The following is a 1,087-nucleotide window of genomic DNA, read 5'->3' as shown; positions in this document are numbered from 1 at the left end:
CAATATCTACAGATAAGAAACGATTACCTTTGTGCAAAAGGCTTGCCTAATGCGATTTATGACGAAATGCCGTCATCATCTGATGATAAGGCAAGAGATAAATGGGTAGCATTTGCAACAGAGCAGTTTATCAACACGCAAGAGGCACTAAAAGAAGCCCAATGCCTCTATAGACAATATAACCTTTATGCAGCGCTACAGTGCCTCGTTATAGAAGATCAAATGCTACCCCACCTTGTGAATTCACTGCGCGTTGCTCTTAATGTGCTTCAGAAACATTTTGATCGTTAGGTTTACTGGCAATCAGATTCTAATCTTCTTCATATTTTTCTTCTGAAAAAAATATTGTATATCTTAAATAGTTAATTGTATTTTTTGCCTCCTTAATTTCATCTTTTAGTTTTTCAATTTCAGCTTCTGAAGCAGAAATTACATCTTTTAACCTCCCAATTTGATATTCTGAATCATTTTTTAACGTCCTAAGTTCATTCTTTTCTTGTAAAAGACTATATTCGTAACAAGCAATAGCAATAATTGCTATTATAAAAGCAGTCCATAAGCTAATGATATCAAAATACCAAACTAGTAATATTACTAAAAACATCTTTTTTCTTTATTTAGGAGAAAATTTCACATCGGATTTATATTGATTCTACAATTGCATCAATATGTATCGTTTTCTTATTGACAAATTGTAGCAAATCGTATTTAATGACATTGCTGTACTTAGGCGTATTGTGTCTAGAGAGGGAAATGTACAGTTCAAAATCCCCGCAAATGCGGGGTTTTTTATTATCTGGAGGGCGTATTTTATGACATCAGAAAATACACAGCAGGCTCCACAACCCATTAAAAAGCGTATACCACCAAAGGCAGGTCAAGGGCGTGTCAAAGGCGTTCCGAATAAGATGACGCGCATTTTAAAAGAAGCAGTGGTTAAGGCTGCTGAGAATGCTGGGAATAAAATTGGCAATGATGGTTTGATCTCCTATTTGGAAAAGCAGGCTATAGAATGTCCAGCGGCTTATTTAGCGTTGCTTGGTAAGGTGTTGCCTTTACAGGTAACAGGTGAAGATGGGGGAGCCAT

General features: G+C 36.2%; 2 protein-coding genes and 1 pseudogene. 2 read left to right on the top strand and 1 reads right to left on the bottom strand.

The features are described 5' to 3' along the window. A pseudogene (locus tag ACFINH_RS09935) lies at nucleotides 1-291 on the top strand (hypothetical protein); the annotation flags it as partial. 19 nt (nucleotides 292-310) lie between these two features. Here ACFINH_RS09935 and ACFINH_RS09930 read toward each other — a convergent pair. Then, nucleotides 311-604 (bottom strand): hypothetical protein, encoded by a 294-nt coding sequence (locus ACFINH_RS09930; RefSeq protein ID WP_375633006.1) that lies wholly within the window; start codon nucleotides 602-604, stop codon nucleotides 311-313. Nucleotides 605-812: 208 nt separating this feature from the next. Between ACFINH_RS09930 and ACFINH_RS09925 the strand changes: the two genes are divergently transcribed. Further along, the coding region (locus ACFINH_RS09925; protein WP_375633004.1) for a hypothetical protein at nucleotides 813-1,087 on the top strand (275 nt) is incomplete at its 3' end.

The organism is Bartonella sp. AA74HLJMH, from assembly GCF_042197045.1.
Taxonomy (GTDB): Bacteria; Pseudomonadota; Alphaproteobacteria; order Rhizobiales; family Rhizobiaceae; genus Bartonella.
This window is presented reverse-complemented; position numbering and strand designations above follow the sequence as displayed.